This is a genomic window from Bifidobacterium felsineum, assembly GCF_002802915.1.
Lineage (GTDB): Bacteria > Actinomycetota > Actinomycetes > Actinomycetales > Bifidobacteriaceae > Bifidobacterium > Bifidobacterium felsineum.
The window spans coordinates 62,031-84,054 of sequence record NZ_PEBJ01000003.1; the positions used below are offsets into that span (position 1 = coordinate 62,031).

Here is a 22,024-nt window from a genome sequence, read left to right on the forward strand (position 1 = left end):
AACCTACAGTCAGCGGGGATAAGCACATGGGTGGGGTGGGAAACCGTCTGAGGTCACTTGGTCTCGGAAGCGGTGAGCATGGCCTTGGTGACCTGCTCATAGAGATCCTGATAACCTCCCGGCGTAGAGGCCGGCAGCACCACAGTCTTGGCATTGCTGGATTCGGACAGTGAGCGCATCACATCAAGATACTGGTTGAACAGCACCACATTGTTCACATCGTTGATGTTCATGCCCACGGCCTGCAGGCTCTTAATCTGATCGACGATACCGTTGGCGATTTCGCGACGGTAGTTGGCCTGACCTTCACCCTGAAGACGTGTCTTCTCGGCTTCTGCAGCAGCCTGGGTTTCGATCTGAATACGCTGTGCTTCGGCACGCTGACGGGTGGCTTCCTTTTCACGCTGGGCCGCGTTGATGGAGTCCATCGCGTTCTTGACCTGCGGGCTAGGATCGATGGCGGTGATCAGGGTCTTGACCACGGTGAAGCCGAAGCGGCTCATCTCATTGCCCACGGTTTTCTGCACGTCGGAGGCCACATCATCCTTGCGGGCGAAGGCATCGTCCAGACTCAGGGCCGGAATGGCGGAACGCAGGGCGTCCTCCATGTAGCTCCTCAGCTGGCCGGCCGGATCACGCAGCTCGTAATATGCGGTGGCCACATCATTCGGATTCACACGGAACTGGGTGGAGGCCACGACGGTGACGAACACGTTATCCAACGTCTTGGTTTCCAATTGCACGTTCAACTGGTTCACACGCATGTTCGTTTTCATGGCGATACGGTCCACGAATGGGATACGCATATGGATACCGGCGAACTGCACCTTCAGAAACTTGCCGAATCGTTCGATGATGTATGCCTGCTGTTGTGGCACGACGAAAATCGCGGCGAACAGCAGCAGAATAATAATGATCAGCAAAATCAGCAGCAACAGCATGGTTCCTCCCAACATGGCTGCAATGGTCATTGAAGCCCCCTTTCCAAGGGCTAAGCACGGCATATCGTTGTGCCGTGACCCAACAACTTCCATGCTACCAGTGTGAGGATCGGAATCGAAGGACCTGGAATATAAGTCTCACCGCGTTGCATGTGCTTCATGTGCGTTCCGCAGCCGTTCCAGCGCACGCTGAGCCAATGTGGCCAGCAAATCAGCGCCATCGGCGATGGCATCGGTTTTCGCAAAGAATGTGGGCCCATGCATCGGCCGATCACCATTACCGACGCCGAGATGGACGAAAGCGCCAGGCGCTTGGGCGAGATAGTATGAGAAATCCTCTCCACCAAGTGAAGGCGCGGATGGCTTGACGTCGAAGCCGAGGTCCGCAGCGGTATCCGATGCCAATTGCACCCAATCCGCATCGTTAATCACCGAGGGCGAGCCATACTCCCATTCGAAATCGCCGATTACACCGTAAGCCGCACTGATGCCCGCAACCAGCGACGCGATCCGATCATGGATGATGGTGCGATCCTCGGGATATGCGGTACGTGCTGTGCCCTGCAGAAAAGCGGTGTCCGGCACCACATTCCAGGTATTGCCCGCTTCGATATTGGTGACAGTCACCACGCGCGGATGAACCGGATCCACATCCTGCCCACTGATTGACTGAATACCGTCTACCAGGGCGGCTGCCACACGAATGGGATTCGCGCCACCGTTCGGACGAGCGGCATGCGTACCACGACCGTGCACGGTGATGCGGAATTTATCCACGGCGCCACTGTCCGGCCCGGCTGAAATCAGCGCGGTGCCAGGCTCACCGGCATTCGTGTCATGGGTGCCGAAAAAGGCTTCGACATCATCCAATGCACCTGTGTTGAGAATCGTCACGGCACCGGTCGGCGTCTCTTTGGTCGCAGCCACTTCCTCAGCCGGCTGGAAGATGACCTTGACTTCGCCGGCGAAATCACGGCGGCGCTCATGCAGCAAGATCGCTGCACCCAACGCCACCGTAAGGTTGTAATCATGGCCGCAGCCATGCAAATACCCTGGATTCTGTGATGCGTAGGGCAGACCAGTGTCCTCGGTAATTGGCAATGCATCGATATCCCCACGTATTGCCACTACGTGTCCGCCCCCTTCATGAGCTTCCGATTCGCCTGTGATCCGTGCAATCAGGCCGGTCGCAAGTCCAGTATCCAGGATTTCAATGCCGTGATTCGCAAGGATCTCGGCAATGCGTGCCGTGGTTTCATGCTCCTGATAGCTCGGTTCCGGATGCTGATGGAACCAGGTGTAATAGGTTTCCAGCTCCTGCTGCAATGCGGTATTGGTCATAATGCACCCCTCTTCATTGGCCATTACAGTATGGAATTACGATTCAATTACGCAAAAGGCTCCCTTTTGGGGAGCCAATCGCAATATGCAATATGCAATATGCAATATGCTGATGATCACACGCGAATCGCACGCGCAAAACTACTTGAGTTCGCCGAGTTCCTCGAGCTTGTGCTTGATGTCGAGAGCGGAAGGCTCCACCTGGAACGCCCCATCGGAGTAGACGACAACCGGAATATGCTTCTGGCCGCTGATGGCCACAGCCTTATCCGCAGCCCCGTCCTCGGTTTCAATGTCATGCCAGGTGAACGGCGCACCGAAATCATTCAGTGCAGCCTTGGCACGATGGCAGTCGCCGCACCAACTTGCGCCATAAATGTCAATAGCCATATCGGTATCTCCTTATGCTTCCTTAAATTCAGAAGTGTTCGTTGAGTTTCTTTTCGCAATAGTTCTGCAGCCAAGTCAGTATCGTGCAGAAGAACAGGTAAATGAGACCCACCTCAATGTACAGGGCCAGCGGCTCGTAATAAATAGCCACTACGCGCTGGGCGGACATGAACATCTCCACCACGGTGATATTCGCAGCCAAGGAGGTGTCCTTCACCAAGGCAATAAACGAGTTGAACAGTGCGGGGAACGCCGAACGGAAAGCCTGGGGCAGTACAATGCGCCGCATAATCGTGATATACGGCATATTGGCAGCAAGGCCGGCTTCCAGCTGACCTTTTGGTACGGCCTGTATGGCGCCACGTAGGGTTTCCCCCGCGTATGCCCCTACATTCAGCGAGAAGGCAATCACAGCGGAGGGCAGAGCCGGGATCGTAATGCCGATGGACGGCAGGCCAAAGAAGATCACGAACAACTGCACCAGCAACGGAGTGCCACGAATGACCCATACGTAGAACCATGCAATCTGCGATGCGACCGGCACCTTTGCCACACGGACCAGAGCCACCACAATCGCCAGGACAAGACCGATGGCGAAGGAAATCAGCGTCAGTGGAATGGTTACGGTAAGACCGGGAATCAGCAGCTTGGTGAAGGAATCTACAACTATTCCCCATACTCGTGCGTCCATGAGGTTATCCTTTGTCGGTTAGTCGGTTCACTGGATGATTCTTCCTGGCCGGTTCACGCTGATAACCGACCAGGAAGAATCAAATGGTGAAATCACTCTTGTGAGACGTCTTCTCCGAAGTACTTTTCGGAAATCTTGGTCAACGTGCCATCTTTCTGCAGCTTGGCGATGGCCTTGTTGACTTCCTTGATCAGATCCTCACTGCCCTTGCGGAACGGCAGCGCGGCGGAACGGGCGGAATCGCTCTTGGCGACGATCTTGATATCCGCGTTCGGCTTCTGCTTCAGGTAGTCAAGCACGGCAAGGCCGTCATTCAAGGTGACATCCGCACGGCCAGTGGTCAGTGCGTCGACAGCCTGACCGAAGTCGTTGACCTGAACGATGGTGGCACCCTTTTCCTGAGCGGTCTTGTTCCAGTTGGACGTACCGGTTTCCGCGGCCTGGAGGCCCTTGATGTCGTCGAAGGACTTAATGCCCTTGGGGTTCTCCTTGGTGGTTACCACAACACCGTAGGAGTAGGTGTAAGCGTCGGAGAAGTCATATTTCGCCTTGCGCTCGTCGGTGACAGAGATCTGGTCGGCGACGGTATCGTACTTCTTGGCGTCCACTCCGGCGAGCAGGGAATCGAAGCTGCCCTCCGCGAACTCGGCCTTGACGCCGACTTCCTTGGCGATGGCGCGGGCCACCTCGACATCGTAGCCGGTCAGTTCGTTGGTTTTGGAGTCATGATAGCTGAACGGGGCGTAGGTGCCTTCCGTAGCAAAGACGATCTTGCCGGCCTGCTTGACCTGTTCCAGAGCGCTGGCGTTGGAAGATCCAGCGGAAGAAGAGCCGCAGGCGGCCAAAGAGAACAATACGGCAACACCGGACAACAAGGCGACAGCCTTGCGAATTCCATGATTCTTAGACATAACAAATACCTCTCTCTTATTCGTAGGTGTCAAAACCTATGTTCGATGCGAATATGCACGAACCCATCCGGGCTCAGGCTTGAGCCGCAGGAATCAGCAATACGTTATTGGTGGAAGACAGGAATTCCGCAGTACGCTGCTCATGCGGATGTTCAAAAATCTGCTTCGGATCACCTTGTTCAATCACATGGCCGCCTTCGATGAACACCACCTGATTCGATGCCTCATAGGCGAATCGCATCTCGTGGGTGACCATCAGCATGGTCATGCCTTCCTTGCCGAGCTGCTTGATGACCTCCAGCACACCATTGACCATTTCCGGGTCCAACGCGGAAGTAGGCTCGTCAAGCACCAGCAGTTCCGGGCTCAATGCCACGGCGCGAGCGATACCCACACGCTGCTGCTGGCCGCCGGAAAGTGTGCTCGGGTATCGATCCCGAAAATCAGCAAGTCCCACACGATCAAGCTGCTCGGCTGCGATCTTGCGGGCTTCGTCGGGCTTAATGCCCTTGGAATACACCAGCGGTTCAGCTACATTCTGCAATGCGGTTTTGTTCAGGAACAGATTGTAATTCTGGAATACAAATCCAATCTTTGAACGAACCTTGCGAATCTCGGCAGTTTTTGTGGTGGTCAAATCTATTGGACCATCGCCAAAATCAACCGTGCCCGAGTCAGCATGCTCCAGATAATCCAGAATGCGAAGCAGCGTGGACTTGCCGGAACCCGAGGGACCGATAATCGTGACCACACTGCGCCGAGGGATGTCAAGGTCAAGCCCGTCAAGCACTGTGGTGCCTCCAAAGCTTTTGCTCACTCCCCTGATTTGAATCATTGGTGTCCTCTCCTGATTCCTGCTCATGGGACAGCCAATCTGCCTCACGAATCTGGTTCACTATAACCTTGCCAGCAATTCCATGCTCCGGCGTGGTTATATGCATTACCTATAAGCAGCTATCGCCACCCACAGCGACACTTATGCTATCCCATGCATTCCGAATTCTGCTGTCTGCAAATTTATGGGTCTGCTTATATGCACATGGTACAGGTCTGATTTGTAGCTTGTTATTGGATTTCCCGATTGCCACGCCACACGGATTGAAGAATTGCCGTGCTAGGTTCAAGAACAGAGTGTCATGTTCGGGAACGAAGGATAGGGGGAGATACGCCATGTCGCAATATGTGCGCGTCGGCATCGAGGGATTGCAAGACTTCCTTTCGGCTGTCTTCGAGCGTCGCGGCTTCACTGCGTCGGACGCCGATTTCATCGCCGAGACACTGATTGACGCCGACCGTCACGGCATCGCCTCGCACGGCGTGCAACGCATGGCCATGTACGACCACAAGCTTCGCCACGGCATGATCGATCCGAACGCGCACACCAGCGTGGTGAGCGATGCCAAAGCATGCGCTGTGCTGGATGGGCATAGCGGCATGGGGCAATTGATTTCCCGAGATGCGATGCGGCTGGCCATCGACAAGGCCCATGAGCATGGCATCGGCATTGTTTCGGTGCGCGATTCCAATCATTTCGGCACCGCAGGTTTTTGGGCTCGTATGGCCGCCGATCAGGGATTCATCGGCGTGGCCACCACCAACAGCAATCCGCTGGCCGTGCCCACACATGCCGGCCTGCCGGCCTTGGGCAGCAATCCCATCGCTTTTGCCGTTGGGCGAGGCGATGACCAATTCGTCTATGATGCGGCAACCAGCACCGTATCTTTGGGCAAAATCGAAGTATTGGCCAAGCTCGGCGAACCCATTGAAGGCGACTGGGCGGTAGACGAATATGGTGCGATCAACCATGATTCGGCAAGCGTCATGGCAAAGATTACCGCGTCGCATCGCATCGGCGGTCTGACGCCATTGGGCGGTTCCGGAGAATTGAACGCCGGATACAAGGGCTATGGGCTCAATCTGATTGTGGAAATTCTGACCGGCATACTTTCGGGCGGCATCCTTTCCTGGGATATGAAGGGGCAGCATATTTGCCACTGTTTCGCGGCCATCGATCTGGAAGCATTCGGCGGGGCTGAACTGATCAGCGAGCGCGTTGCATCACTATCCTCCCGTCTGCGCACACTACCCTCGGTCGATGGGCATCCTGTGCTGGTGGCTGGCGATAAGGAAAAGGCCGCGGCACAGGCGAATTCGGATTCAATCGCAATCGATCCGGTCACATTCGAACAATTGGGGGTCATCGCCCGACGCGTGGGTATCGCAGCTCCCCACGCTGAATATCTCAAATGAAAGACCGGCAGCATTTCATGAATCAACAGTCAGTGATTATCAACGGTTCCATCTCAAATGAGCACCTTTTCCGTCCAGAGCAAGCCGTGATTCCGCAACTTGGCAATCTCACGGCTTCGGTGATACGCGCGTTCGACCGGGAGGTCTCCACCATTCCCGGAATTCTCAAGCTCACGCTCGGTGAGCCGGATTTCGCGACTCCGCAATTCATCACCGATGCGGCTGTGGAAAGTCTTGCCCGGCACCGCACGCATTACTCGCCGAATGCAGGCACACCCGGGTTGCGGCAGGCCATCGCCGATTATCTGCAGCGTCGGCGCCATCTCAACTTCCCGGCGGATGACATCATCGTCACCGAAGGAGCAAGCGAAGCAATCAGCAGTGCATTGACGGCACTGCTCAATTCGGATGCGACCTTGGTGTATCCGACTCCCGCGTTCGGTCTGTACGCCAGTATGGCGCAGCTTACGGGTGCCGCAAGCATACCGATCGACACCACCGACACCGATTTCATTCTGACGCCTGAAGCGTTGGAGCAGGCATTGCGTTCGGTGCAAAGCCGCAATACGGTGTTGGTGCTCAATTCTCCGAATAATCCGACCGGCGTCACGTTCACCGCCGATCAGCTGCGGGCGTTGGCTCAAGTTGTGCAACGCTATGATGTGACGGTATTGAGCGACGAAGTGTATGCGGAGATCAGCTATGAGGCACGCCCGGCTCCTTCCATCGCGCAGTTCGCGCCTGAACGCACGATTGTGGTGGATAGCACGTCGAAAAGCTATGCGATGACCGGCTGGCGGCTCGGTTTTCTCGCCGCCCCACATGCATTGGCTCAGCAACTGGGCAAAGTCCATCAGATTCATGTCTCCACGGCGGCGACCTTCACGATGGATGCCGCGCAGGTCGCCTACGAGCATGGCGACGAGTCCATCAGCCTCATGGTGGAGCAGTACCGCGAGCGCCGCGACTATCTGGTGGGAGCCCTGCGCGAGCTTGGCTTTGCCATGGCCAGCCCATCCGGGGCATTCTATGTCTATGTTGAGGTGCCCGCCGAGTTCACCGGCACGGGGTACGACTATGCGAGACTACTGGCACAGCGGGCGCGAGTTGCCGGCATACCAGGCGAGGCGTTTGCGCCCGGACCTTCACGCCATGTGCGGTTCAGCTACGCGGCCAGTCTCGACACATTGCATGAGGCCGTGGACCGCATTCGTGAATTCGTGGAATCCAATCCCAACCATATTCCAGCTCATTGCACATCAAGAAAGACCCAAGCATCATGACTTCCATCGCCTTATACCACTGCATCGAGGAGGAGCAACCGTTTGCCGAACAATGGGCGGCAGATCACGGCATTCATGTGGAATGCTTCCCGTTCGAGCTGCATGAGGACACGCTCCACACCATTGAGGGATTCGACGGCCTCTCCTACAAGCAGCGCAGCGCGCCAAGCGATCGCCCTGATTTCTATCAGCGTTTGAGCGCTTATGGCATCAGGCAAATCGCTCTGCGTTCGGCAGGTTACGACACCATCGATTTGATGGAGGCGGCGCGCAATAACATCCGCGTCACCAACGTGCCTTCCTATTCCCCTTCCGCGGTGGCCGAGCTGACGTTATCGCATATCATGCGGCTGATCCGCCATGTGCCGCAGTTCGATGACCGCGCCACACGACACGATTTTTCGGTATATGGCTTGATTTCGCGCGAAATCAGCGAACTGACGATCGGCATCATCGGCGTGGGCCGTATCGGCTCGACGGTAGCCCGCATCTTCCACGCACTTGGTGCCACGGTGCTGGGCAATGACATCGCTCCTAATCATGATCTCGACGGCATACTCACCTGGGTGGGTAAGGACGAGCTGCTCGCACGGGCGGATGTGGTGACGATGCACACCTATCTTGACGCCACGACGCGGCATTTGATGGATGCCCGCCGCTTCGCGCAGATGAAGCCGACCGCCTATTTCGTCAACAATTCCCGCGGCGGCGTGGTGGATACACCGGCGCTGATCGACGCACTCAATCGTCATGAGATCGCCGGCGCCGCCATCGATGTGCTCGAAGGCGAGGCGACGCTGTTCGGCAACAAGCTCGATGCCGGCAAACCCATCGACAACCCGTATTACAACGCGCTTCATGCAATGGATAACGTGGTGATCACACCGCATATCGCATTCTTCACCGATATCGCGGTCAAGAACATGGTGTGGCAATCCCTGGATGACACGCTTACCTTGATCACCGGAGGCACAAGCCCCCATGAAATCGCGCCGTACGATAATCAATCGCATAGCCACTGACTTTTCGAATCATCTCGAACTCCGGCTCATGACGTGAGCCTATTACGCCATTGTGCAGCGCATAACGGCAACAATCAGAAAGGAACATCATATGACCGCTTGGCAAGATGAAGGCATACGAATCCGCCGCATGGTACCTGAGGATTATGAAGAAGCCTATACCCTCTGGGAGCATACGCCCGGCATGCATCTGCATTCGCTGAACAATACATATGGCGGCATCGCACTGCTGCTGGCGAAGAACCCGGATTCCTGCTTCGTTGCCGTGGATGAGAGCGGCAAGGTCATCGCCACCGCGCTGGGAGCCACGGATGGCCGCAAGGGCTATCTCTACCATGTTGCTGTGGATGAACAGTGGCGTGGGCATGGCATCGGCACTACGCTCATCAACCGCATCTACGACGTGTTCAAAGCCATCGGCATCATCAAAATCGGCATCATGGTCGTGGCGGACAATATTGAAGGGCAGGAATTCTGGAAAAAGCAGGGATGGAAGACCCGCCCAGATGTGATTTACTTCGATCGCGATCTCTGATCGTCTGTATGTTCGCGCAGTCATTGTGCAATGCGCGCGAACTCACAAAGGTTATTACGTACAAAATCGTCCGTATGTCCGCGCATATGTCATCAGTTGCGCGAGCATACGGACGATTCGTTATGGTTACGGGGCTTTCACTCTCTTCGAAAGCCCCGTTTGGCTATTTACTGGCCACGATGGCCACGTAATTGCCCTTGGTATATCCCTCGATCGGATCTTCGACGGCATCCTTCTGGTATGGAGGATTGGCGAGCACCGTCTGGAAGAACTTGAGATCACGGTATCCGATACGCTCAAGCAGCGTCGCATACCAGCTGATGGGATGCCAGTTCGGCTTGTATGCATGCGTGTTGAGGTTGAAAAACGTCGTGCCTGCTAGAAGATCATCGATATCCTCACGCTTGATGTCGTATTTCTGTGCGAGCTGCAGGATGATGCCCAGCGCGCTCTCCTCGGGCACGTCCGTCAGTACCAGGCGTCCCCCATCGGCAAGCACTTCGCGGTTGTGCGCGAACGTCGCTTCGATTTCATCGTCCGGGATGAAGCCGAAACTGGACCCGTTATAGACGATGGTGTCGTAAGGCGCGCCCGCATAATCGTAATCCTGTGCGGTGCTTTGCGTAACGTGCAATCCTTTCTTGCGCGCCTCGGCGCCCAATGAAGCCGAGGGTTCCACGGCCTCCGCCACTTCGATGCCGTAACGCTCGCGCAGTAAGGTCTCGAAGATGCCTGATCCGATACCGATGGACAGGATTTTGCCCGGGTCCTTCGTGGTCAGTGCCCGGTGCAGGAGCCTCAGGCGGGACTCGTAGATGTTGGGGCGCGCTTTCCATGTTTCGTCAAGAATCGCGCCGTTGTCCTGATATCGATCGATGTATGGTTCCGCCATAATTGGCCTTTCCGTATTATTCTTCGTTGCAGCAGCCCGAGCTGCCGGAAGCCGTGGCACCGGAGGTTTCGGCAGCATCCTCATTTGTCTGGTCGGTGAGCTTGTCCGTCATCTGATCGGTGGCCGAATCCGTGGTCGGCTCGGTAGTCGAATCAGCCTGATGGTCGCTGTGGCCAGTATGGTCAGCGTGATCGGCATGGTCGCTGACTGTGCTGGAGGTAGTGGACGGCTGTTGCGAGGCGTCAGCGCCACCCGCATTGCCGCACGCTGCCAATCCAAGGGTCAACAGCACCGCGCATGCCACGCCTGCCGCCGCCTTGTTCCAATGATTGATGGTCATAGTTCTTCTTTTGCCTTCTCTGTCCCTCGATGATTAATGCAGCGCCTTATTTCACCGCGACGAGCGCCACATAGCTGCCTTCCTGATAGCCTTGCACCACAGGTTCGACGCTTTCGTTCTGGTAGATCAGATGCCTGCGCAATGTCTGCCAGGTGAGCAATCGCGTGAAACCGCCGCTTTCCAACAACGCACGGTATTCGTCCGTGGTACGCCAATATTCCTTATGGGGGGTGTCGGCACTGTACCAGCTGGAACGCAATACTTCGGATATGTATGATTCCTGCGTGATCAGGAATGACGCCTGAACCGCCAATCCCAATGCACTGGCCGGCGGCACGTCGAGCAACGCCAGTACGCCACCCGGTTTGAGCTGCCGGTAATGCGCGCTGAACAGGTCACACAATGTGGCTTCATCGATGAATCCGAAGGCGCTGCCGTTGTAGAACATCGTGTCGATTGAGGAATCCTCGAACGGTACATCCTGGGCGAACGCCTCGGTGACATCAAAACCACGCGCCCTTGCTTCGGCGGCGAGATTCGCCGATGGCTCGATGATGCGATCGACCTCGAAACCATCGGCGCGCAAAGCCGCTTCATAGGAGCCGGTGCCCGCTCCCACGGACACCGTGTACCCGGTTTCGCGCGCACCGTCAAGCGTGATGGCGGTTTCCAGCAGTTTCAGCTTCGAAGCGAAAATGTTGGGATGGTCGCGTTCGAAGTCATCGAAGTATTCGTGCCGGAACGCATCGGTCATTTCACGTTCCTCAACAGCTCGTCAACCTTATCGGTGCGCTCCCACGTGAAGTCGGCGTCATCACGGCCGAAGTGACCGTAGGCCGCGGTCTTACGGTAAATCGGGCGGCGCAGGTCAAGCTCATCGATGATGGCCAGCTGGCGGAAGTCGAACGTGGCAGCCACTGCGCGTTGGATTTTCTCGCGGTCCACGGTTTCCGTGCCGAAGGTCTCCACATCTATGGTGATGGGCTTGGCCACGCGGTTGAAGTAGCCAAGTTGCACCTGTGCACGGCGGGCGAGGCCTGCTGCGACGATATTCTTGGCTGCCCAGCGTGCGGCGTAGGCGGCGGAACGGTCGGGCTTGCGCGGATCCTTGCCGGAGAATGCGCCGCCGCCGTGGCCCGCGATGCCGCCGTAGGTGTCGACGATGATTTTGCGTCCGGTCAGGCCGGCATCGGCCTTCGGACCACCGTTGATGAACGCCGAACGGTTAATCACCACTTCGGCTTCGCTCGCGTCCACATCCAGCGTGGCGAGCACCGGCTCGAGCACTTCCTTGCGTACCTGTTCGCGCACGTCTTCCACGGCGATCTTGTCGGAATGCTGGGTGGAGATCAGAATGTGGCGAATGGCTTTGGGAGAGGTGATGTTGTCGTTCGCGTATTCCACGGAGACCAGGGTTTTGCCGTCCGGTCGCAAAAGCGGGATGATGCCGTTTTTGCGCACGTAGGCGAGGCGTTCCGCGAGACGGCTGGCGGCGTAAATCGGCAATGGCAGCAACGCCTTGGTATCGTCCGCGGCATACCCCACCATAAGGCCTTGATCGCCGCCGAACGTGTTGTAGGCCTCCTCCTTGCTGACCTTCTTATCATCGCCGTAGTTGCCCCATGCGCCGCCGTCGTTGCTGTCGAATTCACGCGGGCGGATGTTGTTGATCACACCGGCGCCTTCAGGGTCCAGGCCACTGGCGGCATCCGTATAACCGATGTCGGCGATGGCCTTGCGCACAATGGCCACATGGTCCAACGTGCGTGGCGCCGAGACTTCGCCTTCCACGACCACGAGGCCATCTTTGGCAGAGGTTTCCACGGCCACGCGTGAATCCGGGTCGAGGGCAAGGTAGGCGTCGAGTATCGAGTCGGAAATGATGTCGCAGACCTTGTCCGGGTGTCCTTCGGTCACGGATTCCGAGGTGAGTAATCTGGTCATTGGCGGTTCCCCTTCTGTGTTTATTGGTTGTTAGTGGTTGATGGTGAGTTTGAATAGTTCAAGTGTGCTGGATGTCTGATCCGAATGGCGGGTGCTAGAACGTGGCGATGAACCGTTCCAGCGCCTGTTCGCCGAATCGCAGCGCATCGATGGGTACGCGCTCGTCGATGCCGTGGAATTGTGCGATGTATCTGAATCCTTCGGGCACTTTCAGCGGAATGAAGCCACATGCCTGGGCCTCGGGGCTCACTCGTTTGACTTCCTTGCTGTCCGTGCCTCCCGATGAGAGGAACGGCAATACCGTTGCTTCCGGATCGAGCGACTGCAGTACCGAAGTGATGCCGGCGAACAACTCGGAGTCCGGATCGATGAGGTATCCGTTGCTGCGATGAATCGGCGATACTGTGATATCTGGGCCGGCCAAGGATTGCAGGGTTTGGAACAGATGGTCCTCCTGTCCGGGCAGCGCGCGCCCGTCCACCAGAGCGCTTGCCTTTGCGGGGACTATGTTCACCGTGCTGCCGGCATCAATCGAGCTGACGTTGAAGGTGTTACGCAACGAGGAAGCGACCCATGGTTCGGTAGTTCCCGCGCTTGCAATCAGTCGTTGGATGGTTTCCGGCGATGTGTCGGACTCGTCGTCGGCCTCGTTCTCCGTACCATTGGCGTCCAAGGTCTGCAGGCCGTTCAGCAAGGCACGGGTCACCGGGTTCAGATCCACCGGCCATGCATAGTGGGCCACGCGAATTGCAGCTTCGGCTATGCGAACCACCGCATTGTCATGATTGATCTGCGAGCCATGCGACTGGGTGCCCTGAGCCTCGAGTCTGAACCATTGGGTACCCTTCTCCCCCACTTGTACGTAATAGACGCGCTTGCCGTCCACATAATCAGAGAATCCGCCGGTTTCGCTAATCACGAATCCGATGTTGGCGAAGATGTCCGGCCGATGTTCGACCACCCAATCGGCGCCGATGTGGCCGCCGGCCTCTTCGTCCGGCAACAATACGAATCGTACGTTACGACGAGGCTGGATGCCCTGCCGTGTCAGTGCGCGAATCGCGGCCAAGGCCATGGCCACCATGTTTTTCATGTCAACGGCGCCTCGACCCCAAACGCATTCGATGCCGTCCCGATCGGCTTTGATCTCTCCTCCTAGAGGATCGACGGACCAGTCCGAAGGATTGGCAGGTACGGTGTCAAGATGCCCGTGTACCAGAAGCGTCGGCAATGACGGGTCGCTGCCGGCAATATCGGCAATCAGAATCGCTCTGCCCGGAGCGCTTTCCACGACGGTGGATTCGATACCCACTTCGCGTAGCCGGTCCGCCACCCAATCGGCCGCCGGCCTCTCATTTGCGGTGCCGCTGCCATCATTGCGGGTGTCGAAGCGAATCAGGCTCTGGGTGAAGGCCACGGCCTCGTTCCCAGCGGAATCTGAATCTGCTTTGGCGATGGCTGCTTCGCGCTCGGATGTCATTGGAACCCCTTCGATGGCAACGCCTCGAATCCCCCGATTCTCTGAGACGTTCATTGTTGAATTGCTGGCAATCGTATGGGTGTCGACATGCCACGTCAACCGTGAGAAAAGCCGTGTTTAAGCCGTTTTCGATATAAGTCGAATATTGAGCCTGTTCGTATTTGGCGGTTTTGCGCGTCTCAACAAGCCATGCTCGAGCGCCGCTATAACGGGAGCACTGAGGCGGGTATAAGCAACGGATATAGAGGAATTCGCCGACCGGCCGCAACCATAATCAATACATTGACTGCACCATAAATTTTACCGATGGGCGCTCCGGAATGGTCTATCGCCGAAACTGATAGATTGTGTGCCATAGGCCCGGCTGGGGATGCCGGGACATACCGATTTCCATGGTTCTATGACAATGAATCATTATCAAGAAGGGGTTTATTGCATGTCCGATCATCAATTCGACACCTCACAGGTGCACGCCGGATTCGACCCAGGAGCCAACGCCGATTCGGTGACGCCAGTCATTTATTCGAATGCGGCATTCTGGCTGGAGAATTCCCAGCGCGGCCATGATGTGGCCAATGGCGATACGCCTGGATTCCTGTATTCACGAGTGTCCAACCCCACTGTCTCCTTCCTGGAGAAGCGCGTCGCGGAATTGGATGGTGCCAAGGAGGCCGTGGCCGTGGCATCCGGCATGGCGGCGATCACTTATGCGCTGCTCAATGCCGCGGAGGGTGGCGGCCGTATCATCGCGCCTTATGACGTGTATGGCGGCACGTTTGATTCGCTTCGCACATTGCTGCCTCAGTTTGGCGTGCACACGGATTTCGTGGAAGACATCAATGACTTTGAGCATATTGAATCATTGATCGGCGATCCGGAAGACAAGGGCGATACCGATGTGAAGGCGATCTTCGCCGAGTCGGTCTCCAATCCGACCACCGTCATCACCGATGTCGAGGCTTTGGCAGAACTTGCGCATCGTCATGGCATTCCGCTGATCATCGACAACACGTTGCCGACCCCGTACCTATACCGCCCATTGGAACATGGTGCGGATATCGTCGTCTACTCCACTACCAAAGCCTTGAGCGGCCACGGCAATGCCATCGGCGGCGTGGTGACCTCCGGCGACTCCTTCGATTGGAGCAACGGCCGCTACCCGCAGTTCACCAATCCCGAATTCATTCTGGGCGAGGCGGCCGGCCGTAAGCCGCGCAGCTTTGTGGAAGCCGCAGGCCCCTTGGCGTTCATCCGCCGTCTGCGGTTGAAGTATCTGCGTCTGACCGGTGCCGTGCTCGGCCCGTTCGAGGCGTATCTGCAGCTGATTGGCTTGGAGACGTTGAGCGAACGTGTGTCCAAGGAGACCGCATCGGCCGGGAAGGTGGCCGCATATCTGGCTGGGCAACCGCATGTCACCGCCGTCAACTATTCCGGTCTTCCCGGAAGCAAGCAGGCCGATCTGGTGGCCAAGCATTACCCGTTGGGCATTGGTTCGGTGCTGTCCTTCGAATTGGAAGGCGGTGCGGAGCAGACCGCCGCGTTTATCAACAGCGTGAAACTGTTCAGCTATTTGGCCAATATCGGCGACGCCCGTTCTCTGATCGTGGATCCGGTGAACACCACGCATCGCGAGTTCACCGAGGAGGCCCGACGCATCAACGGCGTGGATGCCACCACCATCCGCCTGTCCATCGGCTTGGAGAATCCGGATGATATCATCGCCGATCTTCAACAGGCATTCGAAAAGGTGTACGGCTGACTATTGCCCTCCCATCGGAGAGATGTAAATCTCGATACGAGGACGATTCGCAGGAATCGTCCTCTTTCTTTTTTGCGCTATTCTCCACAAGCACGCCAAGCACACACAAGCAAAAAGGCTTCCCTCGCATGAGGGAAGCCTTGGAATGGATAGGAGTATTGGATGAATCAGTCGTGATTGTGCACATTGAAGTGCAGCTTGGTCAGCAATTGCTTGCGGTAGGCGGTGAAATCATCGGACACACGATCGCGCTGCGCAAGATCGATCGGCACGATCTCCTTGATTCGGCCCGGGCGCGGCGTCATGATGACCACACGATTGCCCAGATAAATCGCCTCATCCACATCGTGGGTCACCAGAATCATCGTCATATGGTATTTCTCCCACAAATCCAACAGACGATCCTGCAAATCGGCGCGGGTGAAGGAATCCAAAGCGCCCATCGGCTCATCGAGCAGCAGCACTTCCGGATGATCGATCAGTGCGCGGGCGATGGCCACGCGCTGCGCCATGCCACCGGAAATCTGGTGCGGATAGGATTTCTCGAATCCAGCGAGCCCCACCTTGTTCAGGTATTCGCCCACCTCGTCCTTGTGCTCCTTGTATTTGCCTTGCGCCTTGAGGCCAAAAGCAATGTTCTCTTCCACAGTCAGCCAAGGGAACAGGCTGCCCTGCTGGAACACATAGCCGCGCTCGGGGTTCGGCCCTTCGATCTCATGACCCTTAAAGGTCACCTCGCCGCGCTGCGGCTTGTCCAATCCGGAAATCAGACGAAGCAACGTGGTCTTGCCGCAGCCGGAAGGACCGATGATGGAAATCAGCTCGCCTTTGCGAATATCGAGGTTCACGTCAGACAGCGCCTGGGTGACGCTGCCATCATCAGCGACGAAATCACGTTCGATGTGCTTGATGGAGATAATCGGTTCACTTGCATTCCATTCAGCGGAAGCGGAGGAAACCTGAGTTTCGGTTGCCGTTGCAGCGCTCATTTCACCAGTCCCTTCTGCCAACGCAGCACACGGCCGCGAACAACTTCAAGAAGCTTCATAATAAGGGAGAACAGCACGGCCATCACCACGATTGCCGCGAGAATCTCGTTGTATGCGGACCAAGCCTTGGCCTGATCGATGTAGTAGCCGAGGCCTCCGGGCTGGCCCATCATCTCGGAGATGACCAAGGTCAGGAAGGACAGGCTGTTGGCCATACCGATGCCGGTGAAAATGCTTGGCATCGCGTGAGGAATGGCCACGTGGAAGAGGATGTACGGCGTTTTTGCGCCCAACGTGCGGGAGGCCTCCACCAGCATCTTCGGCGTGCTCTGAATGCCTTGGGCGGTCAGGAATGCCACCGGGAACCAAGAGCAGATCAAAAGCAGGAACACCGCGGCGATGAACGGGGTAGGCATCAGCGTCAGGGCGAACGGCATCCAAGCCACCGCCGGAATCACACCGGTGATTTTCAGCACCGGGAACACCCAGTAGTAGGCGCGAGCGAACCATCCGATAAGCACACCGGTCAGCACACCCAGTATCACGCCGGAGGCAAAGCCGGCGGCGAACAGGCGCACGGAATAGAACGTGTTCAATGCCACGTATGCACCATCAGTGACGAATGGTTCCATCACCTGGGAAGGTCCGGGGAAGAACGGCTGCGGCAGCACCTGCAGCTTGGTGCCGGTCACATCCCACAGCGCCAGGGCAAGGCCCGCGACGAAGCGGAACTGTGCACGGTACCTGAACCGGGCGGCATCTTTAGGATTACGGCCATCGACCACGCCGATCACCACGTACAGCACAGTGAGCACCGCCAGCAGGAACAGATAGGCCTCCTGCCCGTTGAGCAGGAAAATCCAAATCTGGCCTTGTTTGAATTCCACTGGCGCCACTTGCGGGAACACCAGATTGATGATGGCTGCGATAACGAATCCAGCGGCGGAGAACGCCACGACAAACGGATACGGCACAGCACGCACTATGCGCTGTTCCTTGCGCTTTGCTTCAACACCCGAAGCCACTTCTTCAGCCGCAACCGCAACTGACTTCAATGCGGATGCCGCCTGCTGCGCATCCCGCGCATCCAGCTTGACGGCTGAGGCCGGCGACTTGACTGCGTCGGCTGTGATACTGCTCATTTTCGGGTTTCCTTCCGATAACGATTGATTGTTGTTTCTGCGCTCCCACGAACGCCAGTCCCGCAATTCCAGGGCGGAAGGCCCTGATGAAAGCCTCGCGTAAAAGGAACCCTCCTCCTGGCACGAAGCATCAGGGCCAACCGTCATGTCATTGCCAGTTGTTCAGATGTCCGCTTCAGATCACAGATCGATCTTCTGGTAAGCGTCCTTGGCGAAGGCGTCAGGATCGTTGGTCTTCAGGAAGCCGATCTTCTTCAAGCCCTCGGAGAAGAACTGCACGTCATCTTGAATCTGTGCGTCTTCGTTATCCTGAACGCCGTAGTCATAGTCCTTGAACAGCTTGACGATCAGCGCCTTGTCGTTGATGGTGGAGTACTTGTTCTGCATCACGATGTCGGCGGATTCCTCCGGGTGCTGGGCGATGTAGTCACGGGCCTTGTTGAGGGCGCGGATGATGGCGGCCATCTCGTCAGGCTTCTCCTTGATGATCTTCTCGGAGCCGTAGAGGAAGCAGCAGAAGCGCTTGGCGAACTTCGGATCGGTGCCGAGGTCGAAGATGATGTCGACAGTGCCCTTCTGTTCCTGGATGGTAGGCAGCGGATCCCACAGGGCGGCGGCGTCGATCTGACCGTTCTGCAGAGCCTCGAACTCAAGGTTGGCATCATCGAACGGCAGGTACTTCACATCGCCGTTCTTCTGATCCACGTTGAGGCCCGCATCGCCGAGCCACAGGTTGGCAGCCTCATACGGAGTACCACCGATCTCATCAACGCCGATCGTCTTGCCCTTCAGATCCTGGGCGGTCTTGATCGAGGAGCCCTTCTTGACTGCGATCTTGATGCAGCCCTTGTTCAGAGCGCCCACGACCTTGGTCTTCACACCGTTTTCAATGGACGGGAAGAACTGGAAGTCACCGTTGGTCACGGCGAAACGACCGGTGTCGAGACCGACCTTACGGGTTTCGGTATCGGCGGTCACCAGCTTGGCGTTGATGCCCTCCTCCTTGAAGAAGCCCTTGGCCAGTGCAATGCCGATCGGCGAGCTGCACAGTGAGCTGGACTTCGGGAACTCCACAGTGCCGTACTTGTAATCGGCAGTGGCGGAATTCGAACTGCTGGAACTGCTTGCGCTACTGCTCGGCGCGGATGTGCTCACACCACAACCACCAAAAGTCAATACGCTCAGCAGCACACCGAAAATAGCGGTGCCCTGCATAATAAGACGATGCTTGTTTAGCATTTCTCCCAACCCCTCTCTGAGCCATTCCGATTGTGACAACAGTTTTCCCATGGAATGGTTCTCATTGTGGTAATGCGCGAGAGTGGATCACTCTCGTCCCCGACGAATCCGCGGCTCCAACCCAACTGGTCCACGCTTCGCTCGAAGTACTTTCATACTACTTCGCGAAGTCAGCAAAACCGCGAGATTTCAACGTTTTCGGGTTCTGGATATCCGATAGCAGGGTATATGATTCGCTTATATGCCGGATATAAATATGCGCGATACGTCGTGCAACGTATCGCGCATAACACTGTTAATCACCGCTTATGAGCGATGATTTATCCGTTCGTCGGATAGGTGATTTTCATGACAGCAGCTTGTCGATCTGCTGATCGAAGCCGTCGATGGTCTGGTGATCATTGAGTGCCTCATAGGCTTTTTCCAAAGCCTGGCCCAAATCCTCAATCAAATCATCGACATCTTCGATGCCAATGGACAGGCGAATCAGTTCATCGGTGATGCCGACTTTCAGACGCTCCTCACGCGGCATTTCAAAATGCGTCATGCGAGCCGGCAGCTCGGCGAGGCTTTCCACCGCACCCAACGACACCGCAAGACGGAAGACCTTGAGGTTGTTGAGCACTACGGCCGGGTCCACACCTTCCTTGACTTCGAAACTCAGTACGCCGCCTGCACCCTTCAGACCCTTTGCCGCAAGTTCGCGGTCGCCGCCCTCGCCCAGACCCGGGTAATGGACCTTGCTGACCAGCGGATGCTTCAGCAGATAATGCGCGACGGCTGAGGCGTTCTTCTGCTGACGATCCATGCGCAGAGCAAGGGTCTGAATGCCACGGCGCACCGCATCGCATTCCTGAGGTGGCAGAATGCCACCCAAACGGTTCTGTGCGAAATAGATGCGTTCCGCCAGATCCTCGCTGGAGGTGACCACCAGACCGGCAATCACATCGGAATGGCCGGCCAGGTATTTGGTGGCGGAATGCAGCACCACATCGGCGCCCAAATCCAACGGCTGCTGGTTGTATGGGGTCACGAACGTGTTGTCCACAATCACCAATGCGCCATAACGGTGAGCGATGGCCGCGATGCGGTTCACATCGTTGACTTGGAGCAACGGATTGGTGATGGTTTCGAAGTAGACGGCCTTGGCAGGCGCGGTGTCGCCGTTGCCGCTGATGGCGCGCTCCAGTCGCTCGAAATCATCGGACGTATTCACTGTGGTCAATTGCAGACCCCAGCGGGTGAAGTGGTCGTTCAGCTGCGAGTAGCTACCGCCATACACATTGTCACCGGCTACGATGCGGTCGCCCGGCTTGAAGATGGAGAGCACGGCATGAATCGCAGCCAGACCGGAAGCGAACGCGAAACCACGCGTGCCATGCTCCAGCTGGGCGATCTGCTGTTCAAGGAAATCACGGGTCGGGTTGCCGCTGCGCGCGTAATCGTAGCGCGGTGAGGCTCCCACGAATGGGAATGTGTAGGTGGAGGAATTATATATGGGCGGATTCACGGCCCCCGTGTCATTGTCATGTACCGGCAAACCATGAACGAGTTGCGTGTTGAATCGTGCCATTGCTTATTTCTCCCCCAATATGTTGAATGACTGTAGATGACTGATGGAAACGGTTTTCAGGCGAACACCCCTGAAGCCAGCTGATTGAAGACGTCGGACTCGGCGTGGCGTTCGATGTAGCGTTCGAACGCGATGTCGAAGGCCTGGCCAAGGTCCTCTATGAGGTCAACGGCATCTTCGATGCCGACGGACAGACGAACCAGTTCATCGGTGATGCCAATCTTCAGACGCTCTTCACGCGGCAGCTCGAAATGCGTCATGCGACACGGTAGTTCGGCAAGGCTTTCGACCGCACCCAACGACACCGCAAGACGGAAGACCTTGAGATTGTTGAGCACGTCCGCGGGGTCGACACCGGGAACCACTTCAAAGCTCAGCACGCCACCGGCGCCCTTCAGACCTTTGGCAGCAAGGCGCTGGTCGCCTGCACCGGGAAGACCCGGGTAATGCACGGTTTTGACGAGCGGATGAGCCAGCAGATATCGTCCCACGGCGAGCGCGTTCTCCTGCTGACGGTCCATGCGCAGGGCGAGAGTCTGGATGCCGCGACGCACCGCATCGCATTCGGCCGGCGCAAGAACGCCGCCCAGACGGTTTTGCGCGAAGTAGATGCGATCGGCCAGTTCCTCGCCGGAAACCACTACCAAACCAGCGTTCACATCGGAATGACCGGCTAAATACTTGGTGGCGGAGTGAATCACCACGTCCGCACCGAGCTTCAGCGGTTTTTGCAGGTATGGGGTCACGAACGTGTTGTCCACGATGGCGAGTGCGCCGAATCGATGGGCCACTGCGGCGATGCCGCGCACATCATTGACCTTGAGCAGCGGGTTGGTGATGGTTTCGAAGTAGACGGCTTGTGCTGGCGCGACGCCGTGCGCGGGATCGCCCTGCACGGCTGCCGTGAGAGCGGTCAGGTCCTGAGTGTCGATGGTGACGACTTCGAGACCCCAGCGGGTAAAGAATTCATGGAATTGTGAGAAGGAGCCACCGTAGATGTTGTCTCCCACTACAATGCGGTCGCCCGGCTTGAAGATGGAGAGCACGGCATGAATCGCAGCCAGACCGGAAGCGAACGCGAAACCACGCGTGCCTTCCTCAAGCTGGGCGATCTGGCGCTCCAGGAAATCACGGGTCGGGTTGCCGCTGCGCGCGTAATCGTAGCGGGGCATCGCGTCGACCCTCTTGAAGGCATATGTCGTTGAGTTGTAGATCGGCGGGTTCACGGCTCCGGTGTTGTTGTCATCAACCGGCAGTCCGTGGACGAGCTGAGTGTTGAACCTGGTCATTGCGCACCCCCTT

21 protein-coding genes are annotated in these 22,024 nt (G+C 57.0%); 5 read left to right on the forward strand and 16 right to left on the reverse strand.

What is annotated here, in order from left to right; all coding sequences use genetic code 11:
* Positions 1–53: 53 nt before the first annotated feature.
* The 6 genes from CSQ86_RS06635 to CSQ86_RS06660 form a co-directional block, all read right to left on the reverse strand.
* Positions 54–941, reverse strand: coding sequence for an SPFH domain-containing protein (locus CSQ86_RS06635; RefSeq protein WP_100494542.1), 888 nt, complete (start codon positions 939–941; stop codon positions 54–56).
* A gap of 138 nt (positions 942–1,079) precedes the next feature.
* Positions 1,080–2,282 (reverse strand): amidohydrolase, encoded by a 1,203-nt coding sequence (locus CSQ86_RS06640; protein ID WP_165773780.1) that lies wholly within the window; start codon positions 2,280–2,282, stop codon positions 1,080–1,082.
* A 141-nt stretch (positions 2,283–2,423) separates the two neighbouring features.
* Entirely contained in the window at positions 2,424–2,672 is a 249-nt protein-coding gene (locus CSQ86_RS06645) for a mycoredoxin (RefSeq protein ID WP_100494337.1), read from the reverse strand.
* A gap of 28 nt (positions 2,673–2,700) precedes the next feature.
* The gene (locus CSQ86_RS06650; protein ID WP_100494338.1) at positions 2,701–3,363 is read right to left on the reverse strand and encodes an amino acid ABC transporter permease; all 663 of its coding nucleotides are present in this window, start codon (positions 3,361–3,363) and stop codon (positions 2,701–2,703) included.
* Positions 3,364–3,455: 92 nt separating this feature from the next.
* Complete coding sequence (locus tag CSQ86_RS06655; protein ID WP_100494339.1) at positions 3,456–4,274, reverse strand: transporter substrate-binding domain-containing protein; 819 nt, start codon at positions 4,272–4,274, stop codon at positions 3,456–3,458.
* Between the two features lie 73 nt (positions 4,275–4,347).
* On the reverse strand, positions 4,348–5,109 hold the full coding sequence (locus CSQ86_RS06660) for an amino acid ABC transporter ATP-binding protein (protein WP_100494340.1): 762 nt from the start codon (positions 5,107–5,109) through the stop codon (positions 4,348–4,350).
* A 335-nt stretch (positions 5,110–5,444) separates the two neighbouring features.
* On the opposite strand from CSQ86_RS06660, the gene CSQ86_RS06665 reads away from it, so the two are divergent.
* The 4 genes from CSQ86_RS06665 to CSQ86_RS06680 all read left to right on the forward strand — a co-directional run bounded on the left by CSQ86_RS06665 (position 5,445) and on the right by CSQ86_RS06680 (position 9,364).
* Positions 5,445–6,524 carry an Ldh family oxidoreductase gene (locus CSQ86_RS06665; protein WP_165773781.1) on the forward strand — a complete coding sequence of 360 codons (1,080 nt, stop codon included), beginning with the start codon at positions 5,445–5,447 and terminating at the stop codon, positions 6,522–6,524.
* A gap of 17 nt (positions 6,525–6,541) precedes the next feature.
* Positions 6,542–7,807, forward strand: a complete 1,266-nt coding sequence (locus CSQ86_RS06670) for a pyridoxal phosphate-dependent aminotransferase (protein WP_165773782.1) — start codon at positions 6,542–6,544, stop codon at positions 7,805–7,807.
* A complete protein-coding gene (locus CSQ86_RS06675; RefSeq protein WP_100494343.1) occupies positions 7,804–8,829 on the forward strand; it encodes an NAD(P)-dependent oxidoreductase in 1,026 nt (341 codons plus the stop codon). Before CSQ86_RS06670 ends, CSQ86_RS06675 begins: the two co-directional genes overlap by 4 nt.
* A 91-nt stretch (positions 8,830–8,920) precedes the next feature.
* Positions 8,921–9,364, forward strand: a complete 444-nt coding sequence (locus CSQ86_RS06680) for a GNAT family N-acetyltransferase (protein ID WP_100494344.1) — start codon at positions 8,921–8,923, stop codon at positions 9,362–9,364.
* Positions 9,365–9,527: 163 nt separating this feature from the next.
* On the opposite strand, the gene CSQ86_RS06685 is transcribed toward CSQ86_RS06680, so the two are convergent.
* From CSQ86_RS06685 to CSQ86_RS06705, 5 genes are all read right to left on the reverse strand, one after another.
* Positions 9,528–10,256, reverse strand: coding sequence for a class I SAM-dependent methyltransferase (locus CSQ86_RS06685; RefSeq protein WP_165773783.1), 729 nt, complete (start codon positions 10,254–10,256; stop codon positions 9,528–9,530).
* 16 nt (positions 10,257–10,272) lie between these two features.
* Positions 10,273–10,596, reverse strand: coding sequence for a hypothetical protein (locus CSQ86_RS06690; protein WP_100494346.1), 324 nt, complete (start codon positions 10,594–10,596; stop codon positions 10,273–10,275).
* 46 nt (positions 10,597–10,642) lie between these two features.
* A complete protein-coding gene (locus CSQ86_RS06695; protein ID WP_100494347.1) occupies positions 10,643–11,350 on the reverse strand; it encodes a class I SAM-dependent methyltransferase in 708 nt (235 codons plus the stop codon).
* Positions 11,347–12,540 (reverse strand): methionine adenosyltransferase, encoded by a 1,194-nt coding sequence (gene metK, locus CSQ86_RS06700; RefSeq protein ID WP_100494348.1) that lies wholly within the window; start codon positions 12,538–12,540, stop codon positions 11,347–11,349. The genes CSQ86_RS06695 and metK overlap by 4 nt, the downstream gene beginning before the upstream one ends.
* Positions 12,541–12,634: 94 nt before the next feature.
* Complete coding sequence (locus tag CSQ86_RS06705) at positions 12,635–14,020, reverse strand: M20/M25/M40 family metallo-hydrolase (RefSeq protein ID WP_165773784.1); 1,386 nt, start codon at positions 14,018–14,020, stop codon at positions 12,635–12,637.
* Between the two features lie 436 nt (positions 14,021–14,456).
* Between CSQ86_RS06705 and CSQ86_RS06710 the strand changes: the two genes are divergently transcribed.
* The gene (locus tag CSQ86_RS06710) at positions 14,457–15,779 is read left to right on the forward strand and encodes an O-acetylhomoserine aminocarboxypropyltransferase/cysteine synthase family protein (RefSeq protein ID WP_100494350.1); all 1,323 of its coding nucleotides are present in this window, start codon (positions 14,457–14,459) and stop codon (positions 15,777–15,779) included.
* 167 nt (positions 15,780–15,946) lie between these two features.
* On the opposite strand, the gene CSQ86_RS06715 is transcribed toward CSQ86_RS06710, so the two are convergent.
* The 5 genes from CSQ86_RS06715 to CSQ86_RS06735 form a co-directional block, all read right to left on the reverse strand.
* The gene (locus CSQ86_RS06715; RefSeq protein WP_100494351.1) at positions 15,947–16,768 is read right to left on the reverse strand and encodes an ABC transporter ATP-binding protein; all 822 of its coding nucleotides are present in this window, start codon (positions 16,766–16,768) and stop codon (positions 15,947–15,949) included.
* Positions 16,765–17,910 carry an ABC transporter permease gene (locus tag CSQ86_RS06720; RefSeq protein WP_100494352.1) on the reverse strand — a complete coding sequence of 382 codons (1,146 nt, stop codon included), beginning with the start codon at positions 17,908–17,910 and terminating at the stop codon, positions 16,765–16,767. The genes CSQ86_RS06715 and CSQ86_RS06720 overlap by 4 nt, the downstream gene beginning before the upstream one ends.
* A gap of 180 nt (positions 17,911–18,090) precedes the next feature.
* The gene (locus CSQ86_RS06725; RefSeq protein WP_240542321.1) at positions 18,091–19,125 is read right to left on the reverse strand and encodes an ABC transporter substrate-binding protein; all 1,035 of its coding nucleotides are present in this window, start codon (positions 19,123–19,125) and stop codon (positions 18,091–18,093) included.
* 370 nt (positions 19,126–19,495) lie between these two features.
* A complete protein-coding gene (locus CSQ86_RS06730) occupies positions 19,496–20,722 on the reverse strand; it encodes a trans-sulfuration enzyme family protein (protein ID WP_100494354.1) in 1,227 nt (408 codons plus the stop codon).
* 56 nt (positions 20,723–20,778) lie between these two features.
* Complete coding sequence (locus tag CSQ86_RS06735; protein WP_100494355.1) at positions 20,779–22,011, reverse strand: trans-sulfuration enzyme family protein; 1,233 nt, start codon at positions 22,009–22,011, stop codon at positions 20,779–20,781.
* Positions 22,012–22,024 lie beyond the last annotated feature (13 nt).